This window comes from Klebsiella sp. JN_Kp126, from assembly GCF_033843325.1.
GTDB classification, from domain to species: Bacteria; Pseudomonadota; Gammaproteobacteria; order Enterobacterales; family Enterobacteriaceae; genus Klebsiella; species Klebsiella michiganensis.
Window position 1 is genome coordinate 91,764 of record NZ_JAWXQV010000088.1, and the last position, 23,978, is coordinate 115,741.

The 23,978-nt window shown below is 52.9% G+C and carries 22 protein-coding genes and 2 pseudogenes; 20 read left to right on the forward strand and 4 right to left on the reverse strand.

The window, feature by feature from the left end:
* Positions 1 to 2 precede the first annotated feature (2 nt).
* Complete coding sequence (locus SIK97_RS23395) at positions 3 to 848, forward strand: BtpA/SgcQ family protein (protein ID WP_047723922.1); 846 nt, start codon at positions 3 to 5, stop codon at positions 846 to 848.
* Positions 848 to 1,492: a TenA family protein gene (locus SIK97_RS23400; RefSeq protein WP_047723921.1), complete on the forward strand. Its 645-nt coding sequence runs from the start codon at positions 848 to 850 to the stop codon at positions 1,490 to 1,492. Before SIK97_RS23395 ends, SIK97_RS23400 begins: the two co-directional genes overlap by 1 nt.
* Positions 1,493 to 1,515: 23 nt before the next feature.
* Here the strand turns inward: SIK97_RS23400 and SIK97_RS23405 are convergent.
* Positions 1,516 to 2,189 (reverse strand): annotated as a pseudogene (locus SIK97_RS23405) (Tn3 family transposase); the annotation flags it as partial.
* Between SIK97_RS23405 and SIK97_RS23410 the strand changes: the two are divergent.
* The 6 genes and pseudogenes from SIK97_RS23410 to lysM all read left to right on the forward strand — a co-directional run.
* A pseudogene (locus SIK97_RS23410) lies at positions 2,188 to 2,597 on the forward strand (resolvase); the annotation flags it as partial. The pseudogenes SIK97_RS23405 and SIK97_RS23410 sit on opposite strands and share 2 nt — an antisense overlap.
* A gap of 58 nt (positions 2,598 to 2,655) precedes the next feature.
* Positions 2,656 to 3,177, forward strand: a complete 522-nt coding sequence (locus SIK97_RS23415; protein ID WP_071846111.1) for a PAAR domain-containing protein — start codon at positions 2,656 to 2,658, stop codon at positions 3,175 to 3,177.
* A 2-nt stretch (positions 3,178 to 3,179) separates the two neighbouring features.
* Complete coding sequence (locus SIK97_RS23420; protein WP_048252240.1) at positions 3,180 to 4,358, forward strand: hypothetical protein; 1,179 nt, start codon at positions 3,180 to 3,182, stop codon at positions 4,356 to 4,358.
* Positions 4,359 to 4,360: 2 nt separating this feature from the next.
* Positions 4,361 to 4,756: a hypothetical protein gene (locus SIK97_RS23425; protein ID WP_032694979.1), complete on the forward strand. Its 396-nt coding sequence runs from the start codon at positions 4,361 to 4,363 to the stop codon at positions 4,754 to 4,756.
* Between the two features lie 198 nt (positions 4,757 to 4,954).
* Positions 4,955 to 5,515: a nucleotidyltransferase family protein gene (locus SIK97_RS23430; protein WP_048252239.1), complete on the forward strand. Its 561-nt coding sequence runs from the start codon at positions 4,955 to 4,957 to the stop codon at positions 5,513 to 5,515.
* Positions 5,516 to 5,760: 245 nt separating this feature from the next.
* A complete protein-coding gene (gene lysM, locus SIK97_RS23435) occupies positions 5,761 to 6,210 on the forward strand; it encodes a peptidoglycan-binding protein LysM (RefSeq protein WP_025106332.1) in 450 nt (149 codons plus the stop codon).
* Between the two features lie 121 nt (positions 6,211 to 6,331).
* On the opposite strand, the gene pgtP is transcribed toward lysM, so the two are convergent.
* On the reverse strand, positions 6,332 to 7,723 hold the full coding sequence (pgtP, locus tag SIK97_RS23440) for a phosphoglycerate transporter PgtP (protein ID WP_057173992.1): 1,392 nt from the start codon (positions 7,721 to 7,723) through the stop codon (positions 6,332 to 6,334).
* Between the two features lie 373 nt (positions 7,724 to 8,096).
* Between pgtP and pgtC the strand changes: the two genes are divergently transcribed.
* From pgtC to SIK97_RS23465, 5 genes are all read left to right on the forward strand, one after another.
* Positions 8,097 to 9,350, forward strand: coding sequence for a phosphoglycerate transport regulator PgtC (gene pgtC / locus SIK97_RS23445; RefSeq protein WP_047723916.1), 1,254 nt, complete (start codon positions 8,097 to 8,099; stop codon positions 9,348 to 9,350).
* Positions 9,350 to 11,356 (forward strand): two-component system sensor histidine kinase PgtB, encoded by a 2,007-nt coding sequence (gene pgtB / locus SIK97_RS23450; RefSeq protein WP_100248292.1) that lies wholly within the window; start codon positions 9,350 to 9,352, stop codon positions 11,354 to 11,356. Before pgtC ends, pgtB begins: the two co-directional genes overlap by 1 nt.
* Positions 11,346 to 12,596 (forward strand): two-component system response regulator PgtA, encoded by a 1,251-nt coding sequence (pgtA, locus tag SIK97_RS23455; protein WP_048252237.1) that lies wholly within the window; start codon positions 11,346 to 11,348, stop codon positions 12,594 to 12,596. Before pgtB ends, pgtA begins: the two co-directional genes overlap by 11 nt.
* Before the next feature lie 350 nt (positions 12,597 to 12,946).
* The gene (locus SIK97_RS23460; protein ID WP_014229376.1) at positions 12,947 to 14,230 is read left to right on the forward strand and encodes an HAAAP family serine/threonine permease; all 1,284 of its coding nucleotides are present in this window, start codon (positions 12,947 to 12,949) and stop codon (positions 14,228 to 14,230) included.
* A gap of 63 nt (positions 14,231 to 14,293) precedes the next feature.
* On the forward strand, positions 14,294 to 15,661 hold the full coding sequence (locus SIK97_RS23465; protein WP_057173991.1) for an L-serine ammonia-lyase: 1,368 nt from the start codon (positions 14,294 to 14,296) through the stop codon (positions 15,659 to 15,661).
* 73 nt (positions 15,662 to 15,734) lie between these two features.
* Here SIK97_RS23465 and SIK97_RS23470 read toward each other — a convergent pair whose 3' ends face one another.
* A complete protein-coding gene (locus tag SIK97_RS23470; RefSeq protein ID WP_014229374.1) occupies positions 15,735 to 16,175 on the reverse strand; it encodes a helix-turn-helix domain-containing protein in 441 nt (146 codons plus the stop codon).
* A gap of 329 nt (positions 16,176 to 16,504) precedes the next feature.
* On the opposite strand from SIK97_RS23470, the gene SIK97_RS23475 reads away from it, so the two are divergent.
* The 7 genes from SIK97_RS23475 to SIK97_RS23505 all read left to right on the forward strand — a co-directional run bounded on the left by SIK97_RS23475 (position 16,505) and on the right by SIK97_RS23505 (position 22,747).
* On the forward strand, positions 16,505 to 17,362 hold the full coding sequence (locus SIK97_RS23475) for a MurR/RpiR family transcriptional regulator (RefSeq protein ID WP_025106346.1): 858 nt from the start codon (positions 16,505 to 16,507) through the stop codon (positions 17,360 to 17,362).
* A 132-nt stretch (positions 17,363 to 17,494) separates the two neighbouring features.
* Positions 17,495 to 18,838: an aspartate aminotransferase family protein gene (locus SIK97_RS23480; protein WP_014229371.1), complete on the forward strand. Its 1,344-nt coding sequence runs from the start codon at positions 17,495 to 17,497 to the stop codon at positions 18,836 to 18,838.
* On the forward strand, positions 18,835 to 19,386 hold the full coding sequence (locus SIK97_RS23485; RefSeq protein WP_011152973.1) for a carboxymuconolactone decarboxylase family protein: 552 nt from the start codon (positions 18,835 to 18,837) through the stop codon (positions 19,384 to 19,386). The genes SIK97_RS23480 and SIK97_RS23485 overlap by 4 nt, the downstream gene beginning before the upstream one ends.
* Positions 19,387 to 19,518: 132 nt before the next feature.
* Entirely contained in the window at positions 19,519 to 20,271 is a 753-nt protein-coding gene (glnH, locus tag SIK97_RS23490; RefSeq protein ID WP_001275039.1) for a glutamine ABC transporter substrate-binding protein GlnH, read from the forward strand.
* A gap of 52 nt (positions 20,272 to 20,323) precedes the next feature.
* Positions 20,324 to 20,980, forward strand: coding sequence for a glutamine ABC transporter permease GlnP (glnP, locus tag SIK97_RS23495; RefSeq protein WP_001008622.1), 657 nt, complete (start codon positions 20,324 to 20,326; stop codon positions 20,978 to 20,980).
* A 2-nt stretch (positions 20,981 to 20,982) separates the two neighbouring features.
* Positions 20,983 to 21,705, forward strand: a complete 723-nt coding sequence (gene glnQ, locus SIK97_RS23500) for a glutamine ABC transporter ATP-binding protein GlnQ (protein WP_025106350.1) — start codon at positions 20,983 to 20,985, stop codon at positions 21,703 to 21,705.
* Between the two features lie 19 nt (positions 21,706 to 21,724).
* The gene (locus tag SIK97_RS23505) at positions 21,725 to 22,747 is read left to right on the forward strand and encodes an acyl-CoA--6-aminopenicillanic acid acyl-transferase (protein ID WP_047723911.1); all 1,023 of its coding nucleotides are present in this window, start codon (positions 21,725 to 21,727) and stop codon (positions 22,745 to 22,747) included.
* A 153-nt stretch (positions 22,748 to 22,900) separates the two neighbouring features.
* On the opposite strand, the gene SIK97_RS23510 is transcribed toward SIK97_RS23505, so the two are convergent.
* A complete protein-coding gene (locus SIK97_RS23510; RefSeq protein ID WP_000018326.1) occupies positions 22,901 to 23,716 on the reverse strand; it encodes an aminoglycoside O-phosphotransferase APH(3')-Ia in 816 nt (271 codons plus the stop codon).
* Between the last annotated feature and the right edge of the window lie 262 nt (positions 23,717 to 23,978).

Below are 23,978 nucleotides of genomic sequence, written 5' to 3' on the forward strand. Positions count from 1 at the left end.
AGATGGTTTCTATCTCAGCAGAAAAAACGAATGCAATACAAGCTATTTTTTCACGTAATAAAGTTGTTATTGGTGTTATTCATTGCGATCCTTTTCCCGGCACGCCGAAATATCGAGGGAAATCAGTCTCCGGTATTGTTGAGCGTGCGCTTCGCGATGCCGAAAATTATATTTCGGGCGGCGTTCACGGCCTGATTATTGAAAACCATGGTGATATTCCTTTTTCCAAACCTGAGGATATCGGTCATGAAACCTCTGCGCTGATGGCGGTGATTACCGAGAAAGTTCGCGAGCGTTTTGGTGTGCCGCTGGGCATTAATGTCCTGGCGAACGCGGCGATCCCGGCGATGGCGATCGCCCTGGCGGGCGGGGCCGATTTCGTCCGCGTAAACCAGTGGGCCAACGCCTATATCGCCAACGAAGGATTTATTGAAGGGGCGGCCGCTAAGGCGCTGCGCTATCGCAGCATGCTGCGCGCTGAACATATTCGCGTCTTTGCCGATAGCCACGTCAAGCACGGTAGCCACGCCATCGTTGCCGATCGTTCGATTCAGGAGCTCACGCGCGACGTGGATTTCTTCGAGGCCGACGCGGTAATTGCGACCGGCCAGCGCACGGGCGATAGCGCAACGATGGAGGAAATTGACGAGATCCGCGCGGCGACGGAGCTACCGCTGCTGGTGGGCTCCGGGGTGACGCCCGCCAACGTGAGTCAGATCCTCGGGCGGACCCAGGGGGTCATTGTGGCCAGTACGATGAAGGTCGATGGCGTCTGGTGGAACGATGTTGAGCTGGCCCGGGTGAAGCATTTTATGTCGGTCGCTCAGGCCGCGCTGGAGGATGCGTAATGGAAGCGTTTAGCGAACGCCTGCTGCGTGAACATCAACCGGCGTGGCAGGCGATGCAGCAGCACCGTTTTGTGACTGATATCGAACAGGATCGTCTGCCGACAGCCGTCTTTAACCGCTATCTGGTGTTTGAGGGCAACTTTGTCGCGACGGCAATCGCGATTTTTGCTCTCGGGGTTAGCAAGGCGCCGGGTATTCATCAGCAGCGCTGGCTTATTGGCGTCCTGAATGCCCTGGTTGACACGCAGATTGCATGGTTTGAACAGGTGTTATCAGAACGGCGGATAACTCCCGCTGATTATCCGGACGATCTGCCCGGCGTGCAGCGCTTTCGCGACGGCATGCTGCGGACGGCCCGGCAGGGAAGCTATGAGCAGATCGTTACCCTGATGTTCGGTGCGGAGTGGATGTATTATTTCTGGTGCCGACGGGCGAGCGAACATCGCCAGAGCGATGCTGACGTGCGTCGCTGGGTGGAAATGCACGCGGAGGACGAATTTTATCAGCAGGCGCTCTGGCTGAAGAACGAACTCGACCGCTGCGCCATGGCGCTGAGTGAAAGCGAAAAGCAGGCGCTGTCGGCGCTTTACGGCGATGTGCTGCAATGGGAAATTGATTTCCATCACGCCGCGTACGAGGCGTAGCCGCGAGGTGAATAAGGAGTCATTTCGTGGTACAGCAAGCCATCTAGCACATGGGTTGAATCCCTGACCCGACTGATTATACAGGTGTAAAACGGGCTGTATTGATCCGATATATGGGTATAAAACTGACGTCCAGGCTCCTGCCCATATTTCGGGTTAACCTGCCCTGCGTAGCTGCCTGAGCTGCTTGTTCTGAAATTCTGTCCATCTGATGATGACGTTGTCCCGTCTCCCCGGAATGCCGCCAGTGGTCTTTACCCCTGCGCGTTTACCAGCTCTGCAAGAGCGGCTGAATAGGTTTCGTCGCGGATGTACCATGGCTGGATATCTTCCAGTGATGATTTGGTGCTTCCGGGGCTTTTGGTCAGACCAATATTGACGCCATTCGCAAGGATAGTGGTGAGGAGCAGGCGGGTATCGGGATGGGTAATGTCATTTTTTATATGCGAAAAATGTCGGGTAAACGTCGTCCAGCTGTTTACCTCATCGAGAATTTCCGTGATTTTAGGGTGCGGTAGCATACTGTAAACCAGCTCTGGCAGCTGTGAAACCTGCACCGGGACGCAGTTATCCAGCGGGGAGACTTTTACCCCCCCTTGTCAGATATTTCCATATCGGGCAGCTCACCAAGGGCAGCCATGGCATTGACCTCTTCAAGTCTGGACTGAAGCAGGGGCATACGGCTGGTAATGTACTGGATGAGGCTGAAAAAGCAGATCGAGCAACACGTGCTGCGGATTGTCAGCCTGGATGTGCCCACCTCATAGCAGGCTCTGTCAGATAAGGAGCCTTCGCAGGCTGACCCAATAACCCGCGCCGTGATAACCGACATCAATGACATACTTATCGACCTGATGGCCGCGATGTCGCATAAGGACTGGCTGGGCCGCCGCCAGCGACAAAAGCAGGGTATTGAACGGGCGCATACACTGGGTAAATACCGGTGAAAACAGGCCGATCAGGACGGCATCAGAAAGTCCTGTACTACCGGCAGGTCAAGAAACTGAGCATCCGTGAAACGGCAGATGCGACAGGGTACTGCCCCTCCCAGATATGCCGCATTCAGGCACTGTACCGGCAACCAGAAGCCGAAGATTTTGGTTAAGTTGTGATTGTTGTATGATGCCGGTGAGTATAACCGCTTATATATTGAGGGATTAATAATGGCAAGAGCACTGGCCTGTTTGGGTGATAAAACGAGTTACGGAGAAATCATTTCAGCGACTGCGTCCTGGTTTGAAGGAAGTAAAGCAATAGCCCGGACCGGCGACAAGGCATCATGCAGCAAATGTAACGGGTATTTTGAAATTCTGGCCTCCGCGCAGGACTGGGCAGAAGAAGGCAAAGCGTATGCGGCCACAGGTGACAGAGTGCTGTGCCATTGCCCAGATCACTACGTGTACGGTTCAGCCACGCAGTATACCAGCACAGACACCGGCTCTCTGACCTCCCGCAATACCAGTCAGTCCCCTGTCCCGGCGCAACAGGCACAGGATTCCGGTGCCCGAAACTGTATTCGCTTTCAGTGCGCCGGTGACGATGGCCAGCTAATGGCTGGTTGCCGCTACACTCTGATGTTCCCGGACGGACGTTCTGAAGCTGGTGTTACCGATGAACACGGGGTTACCGGATGGCATTATGCTGAATCTGCTGAAAATATTAACCTGCATATATTAATGGATTAATTATGGCTGTTTACTATCTCAGTACTCGTATTAACTCTAATGTCCCAGCTGATGCTTTGTTATATGACCTGTGCATTTATCGCATGGACTCCAGCAGGAATAAATCGCCCCTTGTGGATGTGAAGCAACAGCCGTTTCTGGGAAATTATGAAACACAGAGTCACATGACCGGAAATATAAATGAGTCACTCTCGACGATTTATATTATGGAAATGAATCTTTATCGAAAAACCATGTTGCATACGCACTGTGTAACGCCTGTTCCGTTCACTAAGATGTACACGCTGGAAGAATTTGCGTCAGGCAAAGCCTGGTCTCAGGTGAAGCGGGAGAACCCCTGTTATTTTGAGTCAAAAGGTACAATGAAACCTGAGAGTCAGGGGGGCGAAACAAAGCAGATTAAAATCACCATCCCGGAACGTCCATTTATTGCAAAGGAATACCCCATTGGCAATCCCAGAGACCCTTTTGATAAAAATTTAATAGAACGTCAAATAGATGAAAGATTTAACGGATTTGATTTCCCTAATCAAATAGCAGCAAGTGTATGTGGGCCTGCTGCATTTTTTTACTGTTTGCAAAAGGATCGCCCCGATGTGTATGCGCAAGCTGCCCGTGAACTTTGGCGGTACGGGAAAACTAAAATAGGTGACTTAATCATCTCACCTGGTGAAGGCTGTCGTCACCCTACAGGTGCATTTTACTATGATGATGGCAGGCCAAAGATAGCCGGTACTGACTGGATGACACTAGCTGGGCTCAGGGATTCAGAGAATACCATGCTGAGCTTTGATGCTCTTGATTCGCCAGTGGCTGGCATCACAATGTGGCAAACACTGACGGAATGGTTTGAAAAGGCCGGTTATGAAATAGTCTTTAGTAATGTAGGGATCACTCAGGCGGGTGTCCAGGGAATCAGAGATTTAAATCAATATATTGAGCGAGGCTATAAAGTCGTTACGTTAATAAACGATGGAGTTCTTGTAAATAGTACAAATAAAACAATTTTACCTACACACTGGGTTGTCTGGAATGGTTCAGTCACACAAGATCCCAACGGATATATTAGTTTGGAATTGTTTTCTTGGGGAAAACAAAGAAATTGGATAAAACCTAAAAAAGATTTGCAATTTTTTATCAAGAGATTTTTTGGAGGGATGGTTTTTAAACCATTAAAATAAACATGGGGAAGATATTTTTTGTTTTATCTTTACTTTTACTTTCCGCCTGTTCGTTACAGGCAGAATTTACCCCAGAAGGGGAGATTCTTAATGATGCAATTGTTGGCACTCCCTACTATAACCAAATAAATATATTTGGCGGAATAGTTCTTTCTTATGATATTTATGGTAAGCAGGTCATTGCAGGAGATATTCATCCAGATAATTTAGGTCTCCACCTACAGTATTGTGATGATGATGAATTCAATAATTGCATCCAGATTAGAGGGATACCAACAAAAGCAGGTATAGTTAAAGTACGAGTACATGGCGGCTTAGGTGGCGGAATGCTTTCAAAATCAGGCGATTTCGACAAAACCTACACTATCACGATCAAAGATTCAGAAGGATCTTCTTAAGATCGTTTGAGAGGAGCTATCAGCATCGCTCATCGGGATACGAAAATCCGCTCAGAGAGCGGTTTTCTCACATCTAAGTGGTTAAAACGTAAAATAATTTTCGATATCCAAACTGACCCCAATAACAGGGGGCGCCTGAAGCGGCGCCTCCTGAACGCTGATACACTTAGCGGACCGATCGCCGTTTACAGGGAAACCATGAAATATCAGGACCTCTTACAAAGCGTGTTGTTAAACGACCCGATAAGAATGAACGCGCTGTACGCCGTTCAGGCGCTGGAACTCAGCGATGGCTGGATTGGCGCCGGCTTTGTCAGAGATGCGGTCTGGGATCATCTGCACGGCTACGGGCAAAGGCCAGTTTCGGGTGATGTGGATGTTGTCTGGTTCGACGCGAAAAGCGGCAGCGCCGCCGACGATAGGGCGCTGGAAGAGAGGCTGAGCCAGCAATCATCCGCCTTTAACTGGTCGGTGAAGAATCAGGCCAGAATGCATCAACGTAACGGTAATAAACCTTATCACTCCACGGAGAATGCGTTGCTGTACTGGCCTGAAACGGCGACGGCTATCGCGGTCAGAATGGGACGTTCAGGGCTTATTGAGGTTATTGCGCCCTACGGGCTGGACGATCTGTTTGCACTCCGTCTGCGGCCCACGCCGGTATTTGCGCAGCATAAGCTGGCTATTTTCAGCCAGCGCGTCGCGGAAAAACGCTGGCTGCAGCGCTATCCAGGCCTGCAGCTGATTGTCCCGACCTGAGCCGTTTTCGCCATCACTGCGGGTTAACGCCTGATTTTATGTCATGCCCACTGGGCAGAGTACCGATTTTCCTGCCGTATCCGGGCAAATATCCTGCACGTTGACGCTTATTGATTATACTTTGATGGCAGGTTGTGCTGCTTCAGGCGGTTGCCGCTCTGGGGTAGCAGAACCGACATCCTGGAAATGGGCTTAACCGGTCTGATGAATATTTGATCGTGAAACAGTAATGGAGGTATGGAACGATGGGATTATTAAATTTTGTCAAAGAAGCGGGCGAGAAAATATGGGACGCCGTCTCCGGCGGCAGCAAGGAAGATAAGGCCGACAAGCTGAAAAAACATATTGATGGTCTTAATCTGCCCGGTGCCGAAAAGGTCAATATTGATGTTGCGGACGACGGCACCGCGACGGTTACCGGCGATGTCGGTTCGCAAGAAGATAAGGAAAAAATTCTGGTGGCGGTAGGTAACGTCACCGGCGTTGGTCAGGTTAATGACAGCGTGAAGGTGACGCAAAGCGGGGCGGAAAGTCGTTATTATACGGTGAAATCCGGCGACACCCTGAGCGCAATCTCTAAAGCGATGTATGGCTCTGCTAATGACTACCAACGTATTTTTGAAGCCAACAAACCGATGCTGACGCATCCCGATAAAATCTATCCGGGCCAGGTGCTGATTATTCCGGCGAAGTAAGCGCTGAATTCCTTCGGCAGCAGCAGGCCATTGGCATTTAACGCGGCCAAAACGGCATGTCGGTGGAATTAACCTCAGGAGTGCCAGCAGGCTGGCACTCTCTTTTGCCGGGTTCAGGCGCTTATTGTGCGTCGGCCAGCGCCAGCTCGGCTTCTTGCTGCTGCGTGTTCTTACGCTGTTGCTCAAGCTCCAGCGCGCCGCGATGAGAGAGGTAGCAGAACAGAATGCAGCAGACGATCCCGCCCATCAGCAGATAGAACCCGCCGTGCCAGCCCATTTTATCCACCATCACGCCAAACAGGCTGGTGCCTAACGATGCGCCAAAGATGTAGCTCATAAATCCGCGCAGTCCCACGGCGGAGCCGACGGCAAAGCTGGGAACAATTTCCATGGTCTGCACGGAGGCCAGAAACTGCGGCACGTAAATCAGGCAGCCCACGATCGCCGCGAACACCGTCACCATCAGCAGGGATTCGCTTTTCCAGTAGCCGATCAGGCAGACAAAAATCAGCGCCATACAGATCATGGCAAGCGGCATGCGCCGTCCTTTGAACAGCTTGTCGGAGAGCCAGCCCGCCAGCAGGGTCGACGGAATCGCCGCCCATTCAAAGAACAGGAACGCGACGCTCATCTGCTCTTTGGAAAAATGTTTCACCGTCAGCAGATAGATAGGCAGCCAGCTGATCATGCCGAAACGCACCATATAGACAAACACGTCCACAAGGGAGACGTACCAGGCGTTTTTGTTGCGCAGAACGTAGGTGCAGAAGATCTGGAATGCGCTCATATTCTCCGGCGCTTTTACCGCGTGTTTAGCGTTAAGAACGACCTTTTCTTCCGGCATCATCTCTTCCAGCGCAGGCAGGCCTTCCTCGCGCGGCGAACCTTTACCCAGCGCCAGTACGCTGATGGCGAACACCACCGCCACGCAGGCCGGGACAATGTAGCTGGCGCTCTGCCAGTGCTCGGTACCGAGAATCGCAAACGCGGCGCCGACGATCGGGGCGACAATCCCGCCGCCGACGTTATGGGATATGTTCCAGAAAGCCCCCACGCGACCGCGCTCCCGGCGAGGGAACCAGTTAGCGATGGTGATAAAAGAGGGGCCGACGCCCATCCCCTGAAACAGACCGTTCAGAACGACCAGCGCAGCGAAGATCCAGAATGCGGTGCTGAACCCCAACCCGACGTTGACGATCGCGCACATCACCAGGCCGCAGGCCATAAAGACTTTCGGGCTGGCTTTATCCGCCAGGCTGCTCATAACGCCTTTGCTGATCCCGTACGCAATGAGCATACAGCTGCTGAGCAAACCGATCTGGGTGGCGCTCAGATCTAACTGCTCTTTCAGATAAGGCGTGGATAAGGTGAAATTGTTGCGCACAATATAGTACGCCAGATAACCCAAAAATACGCTTAGCAGCGCCTGCATGCGGTAGCGGCCATAAGTTGCCTGAATTTTCTCAACCGGCACTTTATTTGCCGACGGCCCTTTTTTTAATATTGATAACATGTCGTCACCTGTATTTTATATTGATATGAACATCAGGAGTATTCGGCATGAAGAGTGAAATAAGTGGTCAGAAAACTCAAATCGTCAAAATGGGTCAAAATTGACTCAAATTGATGAATTCAGGGGTTATTTTTAACGCATTGAACATCAATGAAATAGCGAATAATTAATTTTCCGCTGATTTTATGTCAGGCATGTGCGGATATTAAAAAATTCCACATTCATTATCTGGTAATGTTTACTGATATTCCCGGAGGCCAGCGCGGCTATTTCGAGGCTAGCGGTGATTAATCCGCCAGGCGTCATAAACGGGTAAGTTTTGTCTCAACGCTCTTTTTTCGGTATTTCAATATTTATGAACGGGATCACAAACATGTTTCTGCGGCGGAGTCGGGCGCCCGGCAAAACGCTCGCGTTGCTGCTGCTGGCCGCCGGATTCAGCTCCTGTGCGGCGCAGGGGAACGAACTGGTGATGGCGACAACATTTTCCCCCAGCGCCACCGCGTGGATTATCGCACGCTGGCAAACGGAGCCGGGGTCGGTGATGATTCGCACCCTCAACCGCACCAGCGCCTCGCTGGAACAGCTGCTTGATACGGCAAATGCGGAGAACGTTGATCTGGTCCTGACCTCATCACCGATGCTGCTGCAGCATCTTCAGGAGCATCAAAAGCTGGCGCCGTTCAGCGGCGCGCCGGCGGCCAGTCAACGCCTGGTGCCGGAATCCATCCGCGCCACCTCCGTTGCCGTGGCGATGTCGGGGTTTGGCTTGCTGATTAACCGCTCGGCGCTGACGACGCGGCATCTGCCTGCGCCTGCGGACTGGGACGATCTCACCGATCCCCGATATCAGGGGGCGCTGCTGATGAGCAGCCCGTCGCGCTCGGACACTAATCATCTGATGGTGGAGTCGCTGCTGCAACAAAAGGGCTGGCTTAAGGGATGGCAAACGCTGCTGGCAAGCGCGGGAAATCTGGTGACGATTTCATCTCGCAGCTTTGGCGTGGCGGACAAGATCAAAAGCGGGCTGGGCGTAGCCGGTCCTGTGATTGATAACTATGCCAATCTGTTGCTGAACGATCCGCACCTTGCCTTTATCTATTTTCCGCAGTCGGCGGTGTCGCCTACCTACGTCGCGGTGCTCAAAAATAGCCAGCACGCCAGCGAGGCGCGGCGGTTTATTCGCTATCTGCTGAGCCCGGAAGGCCAGCGGATCCTCGCCGACGCGAATACCGGGAAATACCCGGTGACGCCGCTGACGGCTGGCAATCCACGGGCGGCGCAGCAGGCGGTGCTGATGAATCAACCGCCGCTGAACTATCGCCTGATCCTTAAGCGTCAGCGTCTGGTTCAGCGGATGTTTGATACGGCGATCAGCTTTCGTCTCGCCCAGCTGAAAGATGCCTGGCGAGCGCTGCACAGCGCGGAGGCTCGCCTTAAGCGTCCGCTGCCCGAAATACGCGCGCTGCTAACCGGCGTCCCGGTCGATCCGGCAAGCAGCGAGGATGAAGCCTGGCTGGCTAAGTTCGATAATAAGAGCTTTGCGGAGCAGCAAATGATGGAGTGGCAGCTCTGGTTTCTCAACAACCAGCGGCAGGCGATCAATAAACTGGAAGAGCTGAAATGATGGCCCGTTCCATACTGCAACGTCTGCGGCAAATCAGTATCAGCAGCAGCCTGCGCGGGGCCTTTCTGATGGGCGCGCTGCTGACGCTGATTGTCAGCAGCGTCAGCCTCTATTCATGGCATGAGCAAAGCTCGCAGATACGCTATTCGCTGGACGAGTATTTTCCCCGCATCCACTCTGCTTTTCTGATTGAAGGCAATCTCAATCTGGTGGTCGATCAGCTGAATGAATTTCTGCTGGCGCCGAATACCACGGTGCGCCTGCAGCTGCGTAACCAGATTATTCAGCATCTGGATAAAATCGAGCGGCTGAGCCAGGGCTTGTCGCCCGCGGAACGCCAGCAGCTGGCGGTGATTTTACAGGACAGCCGCGCGCTGCTGTCGGAACTGGATCGCGTGCTCTACAACATGTTTCTGGTACGCGAAAAGGTGGGGGAACTCTCGGCGCGTATCGACTGGCTGCACGATGATTTTACCACTGAGCTGAATTCACTGGTGCAGGACTTTACCTGGCAGCAGGGAACGCTGCTCGATCAGATAGAAGCCCGCCAGGGCGACGCGGCGCAGTACCTGAAGCGTTCCAGAGAAGTCCAGAATGAACAGCAGCAGGTCTATACGCTGGCCCGCATTGAGAATCAAATCGTTGACGACCTGCGCGACAGGCTTAATGAACTGAAATCCGGAAATGATGACGGCATGCTGGTGGAGACGCATATCCGCTATCTCGAAAACCTGAAGAAAACGTCGGATGAAAATATTCGCGCGTTGGACGACTGGCCGAGCACGATCACGCTGCGACAAACGATTGATGAGCTGCTGGAAATCGGCATGGTGAAAAATAAGATGCCGGATACCATGCGCGACTACGTGACGGCGCAAAAAGCGTTAGTGGACGCCAGTCGCGCCAGAGAAGCCACGCTGGGGCGTTTCAGGACGCTGCTTGAAGCCCAGCTTGGCAGCAGTCATCAGCAAATGCAGATGTTTAATCAGCGTATGGGACAGATTGTCCGCGTGAGCGGCGGGTTGATTCTGGTGGCGACGCTGCTGGCGCTGCTGCTGGCGTGGGTGCTGAATCATTATTTCATCCGATCGCGGCTGGTGAAACGCTTTACCGCGCTGAACCAGGCGGTGGTGCAGATTGGTTTAGGCCGGACGGATGCCACCATTCCGGTTTATGGCCGGGATGAGCTGGGGCGTATTGCCGGTTTGCTTCGCCATACGCTGGGTCAGCTTAACGCGCAAAAACAGCAGCTTGAACAGGAGATTGGCGAGCGAAAAACGATTGAGGCCGATCTTCGCGCCACCCAGGACGAGCTGATCCAGACCGCTAAACTGGCGGTGGTGGGGCAGACGATGACCACCCTGGCGCATGAGATCAACCAGCCGCTGAACGCGCTGTTGATGTATCTGTTTACGGCAGGACGGGCGATTGAGCAGGGACAGACGGCGCAGGCGCGGGCGACGTTAAGTAAAGCGGAAGGGTTGATTAACCGCATTGACGCGATTATCCGCTCGCTGCGTCAGTTTACCCGCCGCGCTGAACTGGAAACGCCGCTGCATCCTGTTGATTTGCGTCAGACGTTTACGGTGGCGTGGGAACTGCTGGCGATGCGCCATAAGCCGCAGCAGGGGACGCTGGAGATACCGGATGAAACCGTCTGGATCCGCGGCGATGAAGTGCGGGTTCATCAGGTGCTGGTCAACGTACTGTCGAATGCGCTCGACGCCTGTCCGAACGCGGCGAAAATAACGGTGAGCTGGCAAATCCACGGCGACACCCTGTGCGTGTTGATTGCCGATAACGGTCCCGGCTGGCCTGCGGCCTTGCTACCGTCACTGCTGAAGCCGTTCACCACCAGCAAAGATGTGGGGCTGGGGATTGGGCTGTCGATTTCTGTTTCGCTGATGACGCAAATGGAAGGGACGCTGCGCCTGGCGTCGACGTTAACGCGCAATGCCTGCGTGGTGCTGCAATTCAATTTAACGGATGTAAATGATGTTGAGTAATGAGTGTTCGATTCTGCTGATTGATGATGATCGCGACGTGCTGGATGCCTATACGCAGCTGCTTGAGCAAGCGGGTTATCACGTCCACGCCTGCGATAACCCCTTTGATGCGCGGGCGTGGGTGCAGAAGGACTGGCCCGGCATTGTGCTGAGCGATGTCTGCATGCCCGGCTGCTCCGGCATCGATTTGATGACGCTGTTTCATCAGGATGACGAGCAGCTGCCGATTCTGCTTATCACCGGTCATGGCGACGTACCGATGGCGGTGGATGCGGTGAAAAAGGGGGCCTGGGATTTTCTGCAAAAGCCGGTTGATCCGGGAAAGCTGCTCTCGCTGGTGGACGCCGCGTTGCGCCAGCGGCAAGCGGTGATCGCGCGTCGCCAGTACGGCCAGCAAAAATTACGGGTTGAGCTGATCGGGCGCAGCCAATGGACGGAACAGTATCGCCAGCGTTTACAGCAGCTGGCAGAGACGGATATTGCGGTCTGGCTTTACGGCGAAGCGGGAACCGGGCGTATGACCGGCGCACGTTACCTGCACCAGCTGGGGCGTAACGCCGAAGGCCCTTTTGTCTACTGCGAACTGACTGCGGCCAACGCCCATAAGCTGAATGACGCGATCGCGCAGGCGCAGGGCGGAACGCTGGTATTAAGCCACCCGGAGCACCTGACTCATGAGCAACAACATCTGCTGGTACAGGCGCAGAGCCATGAGAAACGGCCTTTTCGCCTGATTGGTATCGGCAGCGCGTCGCTAGTGGCGCTGGCGGGCAGTAGCCAGATCGTGGCGGAACTCTATTACTGCTTCGCGATGACGCAAATTGCCTGCCTGCCGCTGTCAAGGCGGCCTGATGATATCGAGCCGCTGTTCCACCACTATTTGCAAAAAACCTGTCAGCGGCTGAATCATCCCGTCCCGGAGGTGGATAGCCATCTGTTAAAAGGGATGATACGTCGGGCGTGGCCGAACAACGTCCGCGAACTGGCGAACGCTGCCGAACTGTATGCGGTGGGGGTATTACCGCTCGCGGATACGGTGAATCCGCTGATGCACGTCGGCGAGCCGACGCCGCTCGATCGACGGGTTGAGGACGTAGAGCGGCAGATCATCACCGAAGCGCTGAATCTCCATCAGGGGCGCATTAATGAAGTAGCGGAGTATCTGCTTATTCCGCGTAAAAAACTCTATCTCAGAATGAAGAAATATGGCCTGAGTAAAGAGCACTACAAGGGCTTTTAGCGAAAATTGAGGGGGAGGGTGTCTATTTCCTTGCCCCTGATTTTTTGCGTTTTATTAATCGTATGACAAATAGTGGTTGTTATCTCTGCACGTGAATTATATAAATATCCAGCACGTTAAGTACACCCATACAAATAATAACGTATTAAAAATGATACTTTAAAAAATAATAAGATTTCAGTACTAATTTTGATGCGTTAAAAGGTGCCACTATAAATCAGGTTATGTGATCGCTGTTAGTGAATCAGCATAGTTGCATTTTATAAAATAGCCAAACAAACACAGCGTTTTTATTACCTGAATCAGAGTCAAATTAATTTGACCCTACTCTATATTACTGAGGCCATATTATGGAAACCGTTCAAAATACCCTCGTTGCTCGCGAGAGCAGCGGCTGGAGAAAAAGTGATACCGTGTGGATGCTGGGCCTGTACGGTACCGCAATTGGTGCAGGGGTGCTTTTCCTGCCAATTAACGCCGGGGTCGGCGGTTTAATTCCGTTAATCATCATGGCCATTCTTGCCTTCCCGATGACCTTTTTTGCCCACCGCGGTTTAACCCGTTTTGTCCTGTCGGGCAAAAATCCGGGAGAAGATATTACCGAAGTGGTGGAAGAACATTTCGGCACCGGTGCAGGTAAGCTTATCACGCTGCTTTATTTCTTCGCTATTTATCCGATTCTGCTGGTTTATAGCGTTGCTATTACCAACACCGTCGATAGCTTTATTACTCACCAGCTTGGTCTGGTGTCTCCGCCGCGCGCTATTTTGTCGCTGATTTTAATTGTCGGCATGATGGGGATTGTCCGTTTTGGCGAAAAAATGATTGTTAAGGCCATGAGCGTGCTGGTGTTTCCGTTCGTGTTCGCGTTGATGATATTGGCGCTGTATTTGATCCCGCAATGGAACGGCGCGGTACTGGATACGTTGTCGCTGAGCAGCGCTTCGGCAACGGGAAATGGTCTGTGGATGACCCTGTGGCTGGCCATCCCGGTCATGGTCTTCTCCTTCAACCATTCGCCGATTATCTCCTCATTTGCGGTGGCTAAACGTGAAGAATATGGCCAGGACGCCGAGCGCAAATGCTCCCGTATTCTGGGCTTCGCCCACATCATGATGGTGCTGACGGTGATGTTCTTTGTGTTCAGCTGCGTACTGAGCCTCTCCCCGGAAAACCTGGCGGAGGCGAAAGCGCAGAACATCTCCATCCTCTCATATCTGGCGAACCACTTTAACGCGCCGGTGATTGCCTGGATGGCGCCGATCATCGCGATGATTGCGATTACTAAATCCTTCCTCGGCCACTACCTCGGCGCGCGTGAAGGCTTCAACGGCATGGTGATTAAGTCGCTGCGCGGAAAAGGGAAATCGATCGAAATCAACAAACTGAACAAGATCACCGCGCTGTTCATGCTGGTGACCACCTGGATTGTTGCCACCCTGAACCCCAGCATCCTGGGGATGATTGAAACGCTGGGCGGCCCGGTCATCGCGATGATCCTGTTCCTGATGCCAATGTATGCCATTAACAAAGTACCGGCCATGCGCAAGTACAGCGGCCACATCAGCAACGCGTTTGTGGTGGTGATGGGACTGATTGCCATCTCCGCTATTTTCTTCTCTCTGTTCAGCTAAGTTTTCAGCGCCGCCTGTCACCGGCGGCGCATCCGTTTTGCTATGTAACCGTGTGGGTGCCATATGATTAGCGTTTTCGATATTTTCAAAATCAGCATCGGGCCGTCCAGCTCACATACCGTTGGGCCGATGAAAGCGGGAAAACAGTTTGTTGATACCCTGCAGGAAAAAGGCCTGCTGCATAAAGTGACTCGGCTGGTGGTGGATGTGTATGGTTCCCTCTCATTGACGGGTAAAGGTCACCATACCGATATCGCCATTATTCTTGGTCTGTCAGGGTATCTACCGGATACCGTTGATATCGACGCCATTCCGGGCATTATTCGCGATGTCAACACCATGCATCGTCTGTTTATTGAAGAAGGTCAGCGCGAGATACAGTTCCCGGTGGCGGAATGCATGCGCTTTCACAATGAGTTTCTGCCGCTGCACGAAAACGGGATGAGCATTACGGCGTTTTGCGATGGCAAAATCGTCCACTTCCAGACTTACTATTCCATCGGCGGCGGTTTTATCGTCACGGAGGAAAACTTTGGTAAGAACCTGGAGGCGGAGGTTGATATTCCGTTCCCGTTCTATTCTGCCCGCAACCTGCTGGCGCACTGCCAGAACAACTGCCTGTCGATTTCCGCCGTGATGATGAAAAACGAGATCGCCCGCCACGGCCGGGAGAACGTTGAGCAAAATATGGCGAAAATCTGGGAAACCATGAGAAACGCCATTAACCGGGGGATGAATACGGAAGGTATTTTACCGGGGCCGCTGAAAGTGCCGCGCCGGGCTTCTGCGCTGCACCGCGTGCTGGCGCCGCAGAGCCAGTCGATTACGCCACTGAGCGCGATGGATTGGGTCAATATGTTCGCCATGGCGGTGGGGGAAGAGAACGCGTCGGGCGGGCGAGTGGTAACCGCGCCGACCAACGGCGCCTGCGGCATTGTCCCGGCGGTACTGGCCTATTACGATCGTTATATCAAAGAGGTGACGCCGGAAATCTATATGCGCTATTTCCTGACGGCGGGCGCAATAGGCATTCTGTACAAGATGAACGCCTCCATTTCCGGGGCAGAGGTCGGTTGCCAGGGCGAAGTGGGCGTGGCCTGCTCGATGGCGTCTGCCGGACTGGCCGAGCTGCTGGGTGGCAGTCCGGAGAAGGTGTGCATCGCCGCGGAGATCGGCATGGAGCATAACCTCGGCCTGACCTGCGATCCGGTGGCCGGCCAGGTGCAGGTGCCGTGCATCGAGCGTAACGCGATTGCGGCAGTGAAGGCGATAAACTCGGCCAGTATGGCGATGTACCGTACCAGCGATCCGAAAGTCTCCCTGGATAAAGTTATCGAAACGATGTTTGAGACGGGCAAAGATATGAACGCCAAGTACCGTGAAACCGCCCGGGGCGGTCTGGCGATTAAAGTCGCGGTGTGTGAATCCTGAGTCCCCTAAAAACCGCCTGCCTGAGCCGCAGGCGGTTTTCTCTTCCCTGATCTTTAAAATCATCTGAAGCCTGTTAGCTTTTTTTCTCTCCGTCGGACGGCGTAAAAGACCACACCACGCTGTTAGAAGCCGATGAGGTGTACCATTCGTTAATCGTGGCATCAGCCTCGTTGGTCTGGGCAGCGGCGGGCAATTTCTCTTTTGGCTGATGCGTTTTTTTCCGAATACGGATACGGGAAGGGGTTCCGGCATTGAGCTGTGCCTTAAATGTACGCATGTGCGAGTCAAATAAAATCGACTCCAGCTGATGCAGCCGATCGAGACCGCGCAAAATACCAATCAGCGTACTGAGGGTAACGGATTCGCCTAATTCAACGCGTTTAATGGTTGCCGCGCCGACCTGAGCGCGTTCGGCCAGCTCAATCTGTGACAGGCCCAGCTGTATACGCGTTTCTTTAATTCTTCGGCACAGTTCAGAAATAATTTCACTGTCGGGCATGGTACTGAAACGCATCTTAATTCCTCTACTGCGTAATAAAACCTGACTAATTATTTAGCAAGCCAATTTATAAATAAAGCGAATAATTTCTCTTTTGCGATAGCGGCGACAATGTTTTTTGCCAATGCCATCAAAGAGTTGGGTATAGGGTCGTTCCTGCGAATCCTGCGGTTTCAGGCGCCAAATAAAGAGACTTCGAATCAATAGCCTGGGGCGATACTCCGTGGCGCAGGGATGAGCCTCCGTCTCTGCCATAATGCAATTACGGCGAATTATGGTTATATATATCCCTTTCTGCGGCCCGGTTTCGCCGCAGCCACTCTTACGGATGATAACGATACGCCATGAATCTTCGTGAAAATATTGTGAGCCAATTCAGCCTGCTGTCGCCAGAACTCCAGCGCGCGGCGGAATTTTCCCTGCAAAATGCCAACCAACTGGTGGTGCAATCAATGCGCGCTTTCGCCGCGGAAGCCGGCGTTAAGCCTGCCACGCTGCTACGCCTGGCGCAGCGTCTGGGCTATAACGGTTGGCGGGAGCTGAAAAGCGCATTTATCGACGATCTCGGCTTAGGAAATGATACATATGTATCTAAGGCTGAAAAATTGATCGCGAAAGGAACGCAGCCCGCGCTGTACGAAGAGGTGTTCCTCGCGCATCAGGCCAATCTGGCATTCACTCAGGCAGAGAATCAACACGCTATGCAGCAAGCGGTGACGTTGCTGGATGAAGCGAAGCAGGTTTATATTTGCGGCTTCCGCGCCAGCTTTCCTATCGCCTGGTCGTTGTTTTATGTCTATCGATTGTTCAATCGCCAGGTATCGCTGATTGACGGGCTGGCCAGTAATATCGAAGTCTTCACCCGTGAGATCAACGCGGAAGACTGCCTGCTATTGACCAGCTTTTCTCCCTATTCCCGCGAATCTCTCGACGTTCTCAATGCTGCCAGGCAGGCCGGGGCACGGATTATCGCCATCACCGACTCTCCGGTTTCGCCGCTGGCGCAAGCGGCGGACTGCACGTTGCTTTTCTCCCTCAGCAGCCCCTCTTTTTTCCCTTCGATAGTGTCCGGTATGGGCGTCGCCGAGTGTTTGCTGGCGATGCTGGTTGCCCGCCACGGTAGGGAGGCGGTGAATAAAATTGAGAGCGCAGAACGTTATCTGCAACGCTCCGGGGCGTATGTGATGCCCGATAAGTCCTGATAAATGATTCATTTGCTTTTATCATAAGAAAATTAAATACATTTGAATCATTATTGAATTGACGAGATTCAAATGGATCCTGCAAGATGCTTTCAACTTACGCGAAAGCGATTTCTTAAGCAGGATAAAAGCATGAGTCAAATCATTCACCGCAGCCTCCGTACCACCCCGGCAGTGGCAGTCAGTGCCCAGGGCGCTTACATCACCGATGCCAGTGGTCAACGCTATCTGGACGCCTGCGGCGGGGCGGCGGTTTCTTGTCTGGGTCACGCCCATCCGGATGTGCTGGCGGCGATGCACCGGCAGATCGATCGGTTGGCCTATGCCCACACCAGTTTTTTCACCAGCGATACGGTGGAACAACTGGCAGAGCAGCTTGTCCGCACCGCGCCCGGTTCGCTGAACTATGCCTATTTCGTCTCCGGCGGATCGGAAGCGGTTGAAACGGCGCTGAAGCTGGCGCGCCAGTATTTTGTGGAGATAGGGCAGCCGGATCGCACGCTATTTATTGCCCGTAAACAAAGCTACCACGGCAATACGCTGGGTGCGCTGGCCGTTGGCGGTAACGAGTGGCGCCGCCGCCAGTTCGCGCCGCTGCTGATGGATGTGGTGCGCGTGTCGGCCTGTAATGAGTACCGTGACCGTGAGGCGGGTGAAAGCCAGCAGCAATATACCGAGCGCTTACTTGGCGAACTCGAAGCGGCAATTCTGGACGCCGGGCCGGAAAAAATTATCGGTTTTATCGCCGAAACGGTGGTTGGCGCAACCACTGGCGCAATGCCGCCTACGCCGGGTTATCTGCAAGGCGTTCGTCGGCTGTGTGATAAATACGGCATTCTGTATATCGCCGATGAGGTGATGTGCGGCATGGGCCGTACCGGCACGTTGCACGCCTTTGAACAGGATGGCGTTGTCCCTGACATCGTGACCATCGCAAAAGGTTTAGGCGGGGGTTATCAGCCCATTGGCGCAGTGCTGGCCAGTGAGCAAATCGTCGCCGCGCTGCAAGCCGGTAGCGGAATGTTCCAGCATGGTCACACCTACATCTGCCACCCGACAGCCGCAGCGGCTGCGCTGGCCGTGCAGCAGGTTATCGAGCGAGATCGTTTGCTCGAGCAGGTGCAGCAGCAGGGCGCGTATTTGCAGCAGGCGCTGCATGATGTGCTCGGCGGATTACCGTATGTCGGTGATACGCGCGGTCGCGGTTTGTTCGCCGGCGTGGAGCTGGTATGCGATAAAGAGCGCAAAACGGCATTCGATCCGCTGCTGAAGCTGCATGCGGCTATCAAAGCGCAGTGCATGGCGCACGGGCTGCTGGTCTATCCGATGGGCGGAACCATTGATGGCCAGCGGGGCGATCATATTCTGATTGCGCCGCCGTTTATTGTCAGCCGGTCAGAACTCGATTTCGTGGTGGATACACTGCACAAGGTCATCAGCGAAGAGACGCATAAACTGATGAGACGTCAGCCATGAACCGTTTACCTGCACTGTCAGAACAGCAGTGGAGCGATGAACAACGCCAGCTTGCGGAGGAGATTATCAACGGGCCGCGCGGCGCGCTGCTGCCGCCGTTTGAACCGTTGTTGCGCAGCCCGGAACTGATGGCCCATGCGCAGCGAATGGGGGAGTATCTGCGCTACCGTAGCGCGCTGGGGCAGCGGTTGTCGGAACTGGCCATCCTGCTGACCGCGCGTCACTGGTCGCAGCCGGTTGAATGGGCCATTCATGCGCCAATAGCCAGGGAAAAAGGGATCCCGGCGCAGGCGGTGCAGGCAATCAATGAACGGCGTCAACCAGAGGCGCTGGCGGCTGATGAATGGGTGGTTTACCATTTTTGCCAGCAGCTGCATCAGCATAAAAAAGTCAGCGATGATACCTGGCAGCAGGCAATCGATCTCTGGGGGGAAAAGGGCGTTGTCGATCTGATTGGCGTCAACGGTTATTACAGCTTTCTTTCAATGATCATGAACGGCGCGCAGACGCCAGTACCCGACACCAGGGATTTTATTCTTCCCGCATAAATAATTCGCACGCCTTCATTTTTATATCGCGTGCGAATGTAGGGATACTGTTTTTATTCTCAACGCCAATATCAGTTTTAGGGTATTGCGCGAAAACTCCTGTCTGCTGTCTTAATTACGCTGAGGATTATTATGTCTGCATTATTGAAAAAATTAAAGATTACCCTGACACTGGTTGCCTGTTCGGCGAGTTTTGCCGTCATGGCACAAGATAAATTATTAGTCGGTGTGGATACCGCCTTCGTTCCCTTTGAATTTAAGCAAGGCAATAAATATGTTGGTTTTGATATCGATTTATGGGAAGCCATTGCGAAGAAAATGAATGTCAGCTACGAATTACGCCCTATGGATTTTGGCGGTTTAATTCCTGGGCTGCAATCGCGTAATTTAGATGTGGCAATGGCCGGGATCACCATTACCGATGCCCGCAAACAGGTCGTTGATTTCAGCGAGGGTTACTACGATGCGGATCTCTTAATGGCGGTGAAAAGTGGTGATAATTCCATCACCAAATTCAGCGAACTGGCCGGTAAAAAAGTGGGGCTGAAGCAGGGCACCGCCGCGGCCAGTTTTATGAAATCCAAATATAAAGCCAACTATGTCGAATTCCCCAATATTGATAACGCCTATCTCGACCTGCAGGCAGGCAATCTGGACGCGGTCGTTCACGACTCCCCGAACGTGCTCTACTACGTGAAAACCGCAGGTGGCGGTAAGGTTAAATCGACCGGGGAAACGGACAGCATTCTGCCGCAGAAATACGGTTTTGCCCTGCAGAAAAACAGCAGCCTGACGCCGAAGGTCGATGCCGCGTTAAAGGCATTACGCGCGGATGGCACCTACGACAAGATTTATTTCAAATGGTTTAACAAGCAACCTAAATAATCCCCGCCGGGCCGGGTAACCCCGGCCAGAACCGAGAGTAATAGACCGCATTATGAATTTCGAAACGAAATATATATGGGAATCCCTGCCGCTATTATTACAGGGGCTGCAGCTGACAATATTGATCTCTATGGTCGGTTTGGCGGGCGGCTTTATCATCGGTCTGCTGGCAGGAATCTGTCGTGCACTGGGAGGCGGTATTGCGAAAACGTTATCATTAATTTTTGTCGAATTGATTCGCGGTACGCCAATTATGGTACAGGTGATGTTTATCTATTTTGCCTTGCCAATGATTCTGCCTGTTCGTATCGACCCTATCACGGCCGCGATGGTCACCATTATTATTAACTCCGGCGCGTATATTGCGGAAATTACGCGCGGCGCAATTTTGTCCATCAATAGAGGATTTAAAGAAGCCAGTCTGGCGATGGGATTATCGCAGCGCGCAACGCTATGGCATGTGATTATGCCGCTGGCCCTGCGCCGCATGATCCCGGCGTTGGGCAACCAGTGGATTATCAGCATTAAAGACACCTCGCTGTTCATTGTTATCGGTGTCGCGGAATTAACGCGGCAGGGGCAGGAGATCATCGCCGGGAACTTCCGTGCCCTTGAGGTCTGGACAGCGGTAGCCCTGATTTATCTTGCCGTCACCCTGTGCCTGAGCTTTCTGCTGAAGCAACTGGAGAAAAGGATCCATATTTTATGAGCATGGTTGAATTTAGCGCGGTCGCTAAACATTTCGGCACCACCCAGGTGCTGCACGATATCAATCTGAAAATTGATGCCGGTGAAGTGGTCGTGATTATCGGTCCTTCAGGTTCAGGTAAATCGACGCTGCTGCGTTGTATCAACAAGCTGGAAGAGATCTCCTCCGGCACTTTGCTGGTTGCCGGAATGCACCTGACCGATCCTCACGTCAACGAGTGCGAAATCCGCCGCGAAGCGGGGATGGTATTCCAGCAGTTTCATCTGTTTCCGCATCTGACGGCGCTGGAAAATGTGATGTTTGGGCCTATCCGCGTACGCAAAATGAGTCAAGCGGCAGCCCGCGAACAGGCGCTGGCGCTGCTGGAACGTGTCGGTCTGGGCGAACGGGCCGAGCACTATCCGTCGGAGCTTTCAGGCGGCCAGCAGCAGCGCGTGGCTATCGCCCGCGCGCTGGCGGTGAAACCGAAAATGATGCTGTTTGATGAGCCAACCTCTGCGCTCGATCCGGAGTTGCGCCATGAAGTATTAAAAGTGATGCGTTCACTGGCGGATGAAGGGATGACCATGATTATAGTGACGCACGAGATTGGCTTTGCACGCGATGTGGCCTCTCGATTGATTTTTATCGATGGTGGAACCATTGCTGAAGATGGCCCACCTGATATCCTGCTGAATGCCAGTAGCAATCCGCGCCTGAAAGAATTTTTACAGCACGTTTCCTGAACATAAGTGAATCCATCACATGAAGAAAATCGACATCAGTGGTTCCCCGTTTGAGATTGGCCTGCGCCTTGGCGAGCTTGGCCGTGAAGCATGGCATCAGAAACTGATGCTCACGTCATTGTGGCAAACGGTGATGACCCTGCAGGCATCCCCTGAGACCCGGTTAATGCGCACCGAGGTGCAGCGGCATTATCCGCTCATCTGGCAGGAGCTGGAGGGGTTGGCGCAGGGGCTGGAGGCTACTGTTGATCAGGTCTTTGCCTGGAACTGCCGTGGCGATCTGGTGCGCTCAACGTCGGATGGCTGTACGACGGTGGCCGGGGTAAACGCCGCAGGCGAGCGGATTATCGCGCACAATGAAGACGGTTTTCCTCAGTTACGGGATGAATGCTTGCTGGCTACCATTACCCCGAGTCGCGGTCTGAGCTTTACGAGTTTTGCCTATCCGGGGTCGATTTGCGGCCACACCTTTGCGGTGAATGAAAAAGGTGTCGTTAACACGGTGAATAACATCCGTGCAGTGCATCGTCCGCAGGGATTACCGCGTCAGATCCTGGCTCGCGCCTCGCTGAATGCGAACACCCTCGACGAGGCCATCACTATACTTACCGGCCAGCCGCGATCCGGGGCGTTTCACCATACGCTCGGGCAGCTGGGCGATACGCGGCTGTTCAGCGTTGAGGCCACCGGTCAAGGCTGTTCCGTTCTCCCCCTGACGACGGTAACCGGGCATGCCAACCATCTGGTGCATGCGGCACTGGCTGGCGTTGAGCAGATCGTTACCGACAGTTCAGCGTCGCGGCAGTTACGCCTCGTGCAGTGGCGGGAAACGCAACCTCCGTTTGACGCCGCAGCGGCAAAAGCCATTCTCTCAGATACCCCTGACGCCGAACTGCCAATTTACCGGCTGGCTGCCGACGATCCGGATGAGGAGAACACCCTCGCCACGGCAGTTTTCACCCTCGATGCCAACCACGTCAGGTGGCAAATTTTCGACATTAACCGCGACGATGCTAAATTTCAGGGAGAAGTGCGTGGGTGAGATAGCCGGTCGTCAGTCATAAAGGGCAGGGTAGTACCGTTGGCCCGGCGTTCGATAGTACCGTCCGGATACTGCCAGATATCGGCGTCCAGGGAGATGTCCTGAAGCGCGGTGTCCGGAATTTCAGGTTTGTGTCTCTACAAAGACTAACTATCAGAAAAACTCATCGAGCATCAAATGAAACTGCAATTTATTCATATCAGGATTATCAATACCATATTTTTGAAAAAGCCGTTTCTGTAATGAAGGAGAAAACTCACCGAGGCAGTTCCATAGGATGGCAAGATCCTGGTATCGGTCTGCGATTCCGACTCGTCCAACATCAATACAACCTATTAATTTCCCCTCGTCAAAAATAAGGTTATCAAGTGAGAAATCACCATGAGTGACGACTGAATCCGGTGAGAATGGCAAAAGCTTATGCATTTCTTTCCAGACTTGTTCAACAGGCCAGCCATTACGCTCGTCATCAAAATCACTAGCATCAACCAAACCGTTATTCATTCGTGATTGCGCCTGAGCGAGACGAAATACGCGATCGCTGTTAAAAGGACAATTACAAACAGGAATCGAATGCAACCGGCGCAGGAACACTGCCAGCGCATCAACAATATTTTCACCTGAATCAGGATATTCTTCTAATACCTGGAATGCTGTTTTCCCGGGGATCGCAGTGGTGAGTAACCATGCATCATCAGGAGTACGGATAAAATGCTTGATGGTCGGAAGAGGCATAAATGCCGTCAGCCAGTTTAGTCTGACCATCTCATCTGTAACATCATTGGCAACGCTACCTTTGCCATGTTTCAGAAACAACTCTGGCGCATTGGGCTTCCCATACAATCGATAGATTGTCGCACCTGATTGCCCGACATTATCGCGAGCCCATCTATACCCATATAAATCAGCATCCAGGTTGGAATTTAATCGCGGCCTCGAGCAAGACGTTTCCCGTTGAATATGGCTCATAACACCCCTTGTATTACTGTTTATGTAAGCAGACAGTTTTATTGTTCATGATGATATATTTTTATCTTGTGCAATATAACATGGGTTAACTTCATCCAAAGTAAAAAACTGCGCTGAATGGGCCAGAGCAGAATCCCGGGATGGTTAACTGAGTTCTGATCAAAACCGCATAATCTTGCTGCCTCTACCTTAGTGCGCATAATGTATATTATGTTAAATATGGTGGGTTTGCTCTTAAGTTCATGAGTCCCTCTCTTTCAGG